The sequence below is a fragment of the Caproiciproducens sp. genome (genome assembly GCF_053840905.1).
Genome location: NZ_JBNLXQ010000005.1, coordinates 256,618 through 263,188, shown reverse-complemented (window position 1 = coordinate 263,188; position 6,571 = coordinate 256,618). Strand labels below are relative to the sequence as shown.

At 51.4% G+C, this 6,571-nt stretch carries 4 protein-coding genes; 1 reads left to right on the top strand and 3 read right to left on the bottom strand.

Annotated elements, in window-relative coordinates:
* Positions 1–95: 95 nt before the first annotated feature.
* Positions 96–737, bottom strand: a complete 642-nt coding sequence (locus tag ACQGQ5_RS07330) for a sigma-70 family RNA polymerase sigma factor (protein ID WP_141825071.1) — start codon at positions 735–737, stop codon at positions 96–98.
* 434 nt (positions 738–1,171) lie between these two features.
* Positions 1,172–2,386 (bottom strand): DNA polymerase IV, encoded by a 1,215-nt coding sequence (dinB, locus tag ACQGQ5_RS07325; RefSeq protein WP_455735873.1) that lies wholly within the window; start codon positions 2,384–2,386, stop codon positions 1,172–1,174.
* Positions 2,387–2,725: 339 nt separating this feature from the next.
* Between dinB and ACQGQ5_RS07320 the strand changes: the two genes are divergently transcribed.
* Entirely contained in the window at positions 2,726–4,258 is a 1,533-nt protein-coding gene (locus ACQGQ5_RS07320) for a YifB family Mg chelatase-like AAA ATPase (RefSeq protein ID WP_455735876.1), read from the top strand.
* A gap of 63 nt (positions 4,259–4,321) precedes the next feature.
* On the opposite strand, the gene ACQGQ5_RS07315 is transcribed toward ACQGQ5_RS07320, so the two are convergent.
* On the bottom strand, positions 4,322–6,406 hold the full coding sequence (locus ACQGQ5_RS07315) for a methyl-accepting chemotaxis protein (RefSeq protein ID WP_455735872.1): 2,085 nt from the start codon (positions 6,404–6,406) through the stop codon (positions 4,322–4,324).
* Positions 6,407–6,571: the final 165 nt, after the last annotated feature.

The following is a 6,571-nucleotide window of genomic DNA, read 5'->3' as shown; positions in this document are numbered from 1 at the left end:
ATAAAGATATTTGCCCATAGACGGATTTGCACCGCCGCCTTTGATTTCCAACGCTCTACTTAAGCTACCCGGGCATATGAAATTAATATACTAAACTAAAGCAACTGTTTTAATTTCAGCCGAACCCGCTGCAGAGCATTATCGACTGCCTTTGAGGAAACGCCGAGTTTCACCGAAATATCGTGATAACTGCAGCCGCCCAAATAAAGCGTCAGCACCTGCTGCTCCAGCTTTGAAAGCAACTGTTTCATCCGCAGCTGCATAGCCGCGTAGCTTTCGCTGTCCATCAGCACCGCTTCAGGATCCGAGGCGCAATCTGTCATATCCATGTGCGAACCGTCGTCGCTGAGAGAAACAAAATTATTCAGCGGAAGATTTTTGCGGCTGGCCGCCGTGCGGTAAGCCATAATAATCCGGTTATTGATGCAAACGCCGGCATATGTTTTAAAACCGGCCTTTCCGGCTGAGTCATAAGTACGCGCCGCGTTTAAAAGGCCCAAAAGCCCTTCCTGGCACAGATCGTCGGCTTCCAGCATCGCACAGCGAAACGGCGCCGCCTTGACCCTGATCAGCGACATATAGCGCGCGGTAAGTTCTACAAAAGCATCCGAATTTCCGCTGTTCACAAGGCAGGCAAGCTGACTGTCGGTATAATCTGCCATTTTATTAAAATGGTTGTTATCAACCAAGCCCAACACCTCATGGCTCACATTAAACTTGAATTCTGCATCTATCATACCTCATTGTGTCTATTAAGTCAACAAATATTTTGCTTTTGAAGCTAAATATTTGTTTTATTTAGTTAAATTTTATAAAAATACCTATTTTGTCGGACAATGTCTGATTTGACCTCCGCAAGATTTTTGATTTACATAGATCAAGCCCTGTTTGTAAAGCAAAAATCCCGATCGGCTAAAATCATCTGACCGCATCAAAAGCACCCGGCATACGGCAGCTGCGCCTGCAAACGTGTTTTGCCCGGAGGTTCCCTCAGAGGGCCTCAAAGCGAAGTGTGCAGAAAACCGTATTGAATGGCCATAGCCGTGGGTGACATAGGCGGATAGACGCTTTGCATCCGAAAATCCATCGATTTTTTATTTACAAACAAGGCCTGATAAAGGAACATTTTCATTATATCATAAGAATCGTAAAACATCCAGAAAAATCTTAATCAACGCTTTTCCCCGCCCCCCGTTGGAAGCGGAAGCTTTTCCATCAGCACGGCGCGCTTAACGGAAGCTTTTCCGTATTTGTTTCTGACATGTTCCATACGGCTTTCCAGCTGTTCCATTTTTTCATCGCACAGGATACTGTGGAACAGGGATGTCTGCTGCATTTCCGACTCCGGCAAGAGGCCGAAGCCGCTGATGCCCAGCGCCCGCACGGGACAGGGCCATTCGTAGCCCTTCTGAAACAGCTCTTTCGCCGCCCGAGCCAGGTCCATCGTCAGCCGGGTGGGAACCTCCAGCTGCATCTGATGCTGCGAAACATGCAGGCGGTTATCCTTGATGGAAAGCTGAAGGCCCGAAGCGATCACCCCGGCGTCCCTCATGCGGAAAGAGATCTTTTCGGCAAGATACAGCAGTACCGGCCAGACCTCATCGAAGTCGAAGAGATCATGAACGCAGGTGATGCTGTTGCCAATGCTTTTCGGCGCGGAGGAAACCTCGCTTGAGCATACTCCGGAATCATCCAGCCCGTTCGCGTTCCTCCACATATCGTATCCTATTTTTCCGAAGGAGGAAACGATATATTTGGAATCGGTGCGCGCCAGGTCACCGATCGTTTTAATTCCCAGTGAATTCAGACGCCGAGCGGTCACCCTGCCCACTCCCAGAAGGGAACCCGTCGGAAGGGGCCATACCCTTTCCCTGAAATTTTCCCGGGTAATCACGGTAGTGGCGTCCGGCTTTTTCATATCGCTGCCGAGCTTCGCAAAAATTTTGTTGAAGCTGACCCCGATGGAAACGCCCAGCCCCAGCTCCGATTTTGTACGGTCCCGTATCTGATCCGCTATCTCCGGCCCGTCTCCGAACAGCCGGGTACTTCCGGTAACATCCAGCCAGCATTCGTCAATGCTGAAAGCCTCCACCTGATTCGTATAGCTGAGATAAATCTGCTTTACCAGATCGGAGAAATACAGATACCGGTCAAAATGAGGCGGAACAACCAGCAGGTCCGGGCATTTTTTCTTCGCCTGCCAGACGGGCTCCGCCGTTTTCACGCCGAAGCCTTTGGCGCGCTCGTTTTTAGCCAGCACGATCCCGTGGCGGTCCTCCACGCTGCCGCAGACCGCGACGGATTTTCCGCAGAGTTCGGGATGGTCCCTGCATTCCACAGAAGCGAAAAAATTATTTAGATCACAATGTAAAATAACCCGCTCCACAACCTATTCCTCCGCATACCGTTTTTCAGTATCCCCAGCCCTATTTTAAATAGGTATTGGGAAATCCGCTTATTTTAATTGTATAATCAATAGAACACAGAGTATCGAAAAACCTGTCCTGCGCCTGGAAATGATGTCAAGGCGCAGCCAACACAGGAACCAAGATGATCCCCAAATTTTGCAGTCGATTTTGTCGACAGTTTCACAGAACAAACGTTTGATATTATTATATACCGAGGAACGGATTCTGTAAAGCGGCCATTTTATTCCAAGTCAGGAATTGCCAACAGAATTCGACAGGAGTATAATCATTTTAAAAGAATAAAGGGAGGAATGGGGATGGTATCACGTTCCTACAGCATGGGGCTGTATGGTCTGGACTCCTTTACCGTGGCTGTCGAAGCCGACATCAGTGTCGGCCTGCCCGGTTTTGATGTGGTCGGACTGCCGGATGCGTCAGTGAGAGAATCCCGGGACAGAGTGCGCTCCGCAATGAAAAACTGCGGGTTTCAATTTCCCGTACATAAAATAACAGTGAATCTTGGTCCAGCCGACAAGCGCAAGGAGGGACCGATTTACGACCTGCCCCTCTTTGTCGCGCTGATGAAGGCAAGCGGCCAGCTTGACGCCGGAGTGGAGGACAGCGTGTTTATCGGCGAGTTGTCGCTTACGGGAGAGGTGCGGCCCGTAAAAGGCGTACTTCCCATGGCGATCAGGGCAAAGGAGGCGGGGTTTCAAAAGCTCTATGTGCCGGAAGCGAATTCCGCCGAAGGCGTGGTCGTGGAGGGAATTTCCGTTTACCCTGTCAGGGACCTGCCGACGCTGATGAAGCATTTTGCCGGAGGGGAAGAAATTCTCCCCGCCTCGGAGGTACCGGCATCGCGGCAAAATCAGCCTCCCTTGCCGGACTTTTCAGAGGTGCGGGGGCAGAACGAGGCGAAGCGCGCGCTGGAAATTGCCGCGGCGGGCGGACATAACGTTCTTTTGATCGGTCCTCCTGGCTCCGGCAAGAGCATGCTCGCGAAACGGATTCCATCCATTCTTCCCGACATGACGTTTGAAGAAACCATTGAAACCACCAAAATCCACTCCATTGCGGGTACCCTTCCGGACGGAATTTCCCTGATCACCTCCCGCCCATTCCGTTCGCCCCACCACACGGTATCGCCCGCGGGCCTGTCCGGCGGTGGAAATGTTCCGCACCCCGGAGAAATTTCCCTGGCGCACAACGGGGTGCTGTTTCTGGACGAGCTGCCCGAATTTTCCCGCGGAGCGATGGAGGTCCTGCGCCAGCCGATTGAGGACGGCAAAGTGACGATTTCCCGCGTCAACGGAACCATCTCCTACCCCAGCGCCGTGATGCTGGTAGCCGCCATGAATCCGTGCCCCTGCGGTTACTTCGGGCATCCGACCAAGCCGTGCACCTGTTCCTCCGGCGCGGTCTCCCGCTATCTTTCCAGAGTTTCCGGCCCGCTGCTGGACAGGCTGGACCTGCACATAGAGGTCCCGCCGGTGGAGTTTGACGAAATCAGTTCTCAGGAAAAAGCCGAAAGCTCCGCGATGATTAAAGAGCGCGTAAACAGCGCCAGAAAGCTGCAAAATGAGCGTTTCAAAGGCACGCCCGTTACCTGCAACGCGAGAATCACGCCGGATATGCTCCAGGAGGTATGCCGGCTGAACGAGCCGGGACGGGAGCTGCTGAAAAAAGCGTTTGAAAAGCTCGGGCTTTCGGCAAGGGCCTATGACCGGATTCTGAAGGTTTCCCGCACGATTGCGGACCTGGATCAAAGCGAAGAAATCGAGCCCCGGCATGTCGCCGAAGCGGTACAGTACCGCAGCCTTGACCGAAAATACTGGACAAAAGAACTCTGACCCCATGAAAAAATCCCTGCAGCCGAGCTTGAACCGGCTGCAGGGATTTTATAATATTGGAATTTAATACTTACTGCTCTGACCGCTTTCGGAAACGGACCCGGCGTCAAACGAGGAAGCCGTGCCTCCCATTTCGTCCGGGACGCTGTCAGCGGTATCCCTCAGCTTCAGGAACGCGAGGGATTCTTTGAGCTGCTGCGCCTGTGCGCTCAGTTCCTCGCTGGTCGCCGCGCTTTCCTCCGCAGTGGCGGAGTTGGTCTGCACAACGGCGGAAATCTGATCGACTCCCATCGTGACCTGATTGATGGAAGAAGCCTGACCATCCGAGGACTTTGAAATCTCCCCGATCAGGTCCGTGGTCTTTCTCGTGCTTTCAATAATTTTATTGAGAGACTTGGCGGTCTCATCCGCGATCTTTGTACCATTTTCTACCGCTCTGATCGAGCTTTCAATCAGGTCCGTGGTATTTTTCGCGGCTTCCGCACTCTTGCTCGCAAGATTGCGGACCTCATCCGCGACAACGGCAAAGCCTTTCCCCGCCGCGCCGGCACGCGCCGCTTCCACCGCGGCGTTGAGCGCGAGGATATTGGTCTGGAAGGCGATATCCTCGATCGTCTTTATAATTTTACCGATTTCCTGTGAAGTTTCACTGATCTGCGCCATGGCTTCCACCATCTGCTGCATATGCTCGTTTCCGACCTCAACTTCGCTGGACGCTTCCAACGACAGCTGACTCGCCAGGCGGGAATTGCTGGCATTCTTATTGACTTCGTCCGCAATTTCCGTAATGGAAGCCGAAAGCTGCTCAATGGAGCTCGCCTGCTCCGTAGCGCCCTGTGAAAGCGCCTGCGAGGCGGAGGAAACCTGGCCTGCACCGTTCGCCACCTGGTCTGCCGATCCGTTGATACCGGAAAAGACATTGTTCAGATTGTCGATAATGGTGTTCAGGGACGTTTTGATCGATACAAAATCGCCCTTATAGTCCTCGGTTACTTCAATCGTACAGTCGCCCATGGACAGGCTGTCCAGAACGACGGCAATCTCCCCTATGTAGCTGGTCAGTGTATCGATCGTACTGGAAAAGGTCTCTGCCAGAGTGCCGATTTCATTCCTGCTTTGAATTACAGGCACTTCGGAGTGGAGATCGCCTTCCGACAGTTTCTCGATACGTTGCACAAGGCTTTCGACCGGCTTGGCGATGGGTCCGGCGATTCTGAAGGCAACCAAAATAGACAGCAGAATGAAAAGAAGCATTAAGCCGACGGTGATGGCTACCGCGGTATAGCATCCGCTCATCATCTCATTGGAATTCGCGCTGACCGCCATGGACCAGCCGTCCGTACCGCTGATCGGAGCATACCCTATCAACTGCTTGGTGCCGTTTAACGTAATGGTTGAGCTTCCCGTTTTTCCTGAAGTCATATTCTTTACGACGGACGCGGCACCCGCGTAGGAACTGTCTTCTTTCGCCTTGTTGATATAATTAACAAATTCAAGAACATTTTTTCTGTCCTTATGGGCAACGATCGTACCCGATTTATCAACAATAAACCCATATCCGGATTTACCGACGGAAATATTGTCGAGCATCTGGCTGAAAGTATCGCTGCTTAAAGCCGCGTAAACAACGCCGCCATAATTGCTTCCGTTGTTTACCTTGGCCGCGACATACAGCACCACGGTGGAATCGGTCTTTCTGACCACAGGGCTGGAAACATAGGTTGTTCCTACTGTTTGTGCCGTCTGAAAATAGTCACTGTCACTGATATCGGTGCCGTCCAGCGTTCTTCCGCTGGAATCCGCAAGACCGACTTCTATAAAATTGTAGCGCTGGCAAAGCGTCTGCAGCACTGCCTTTCTGGAGGAAACAGGCAGCGTTTCATCCGTAATCTGCTGATTGCCGGCAATGGATTCCGCCCTTAGCTTATACATATTGATCGCCTGCTGCACGGCCTGATTATAAGCAACCGAATTGGTATTGATCAGAGAAACCATATTGCTGCTGGAATTGGAATAAAGCAAAAAGGCGCTTGTCGTCCCGCAAACGATGCTGATTGCAACCGCCAGACCTACCATCCCGAGAAGAAGAGTTCTTTTCAGGCTGGTTTTCTTTCTTACCTTGATCTTCTTTTTTCTTTCTTTTTTCACTTAATACCACGTACCCTTCTGAAGTGCTTTTTCTGGAGTGCTTTTCGCTACAGCTCAAGCACGAAAAGTAACGCATTCTCACACACAACCACAATCAAAGAATGCTTTTCCTTATTCTATATCGACAATATTTCGTAAAATTTAATCAATTTAGACAAATATTTT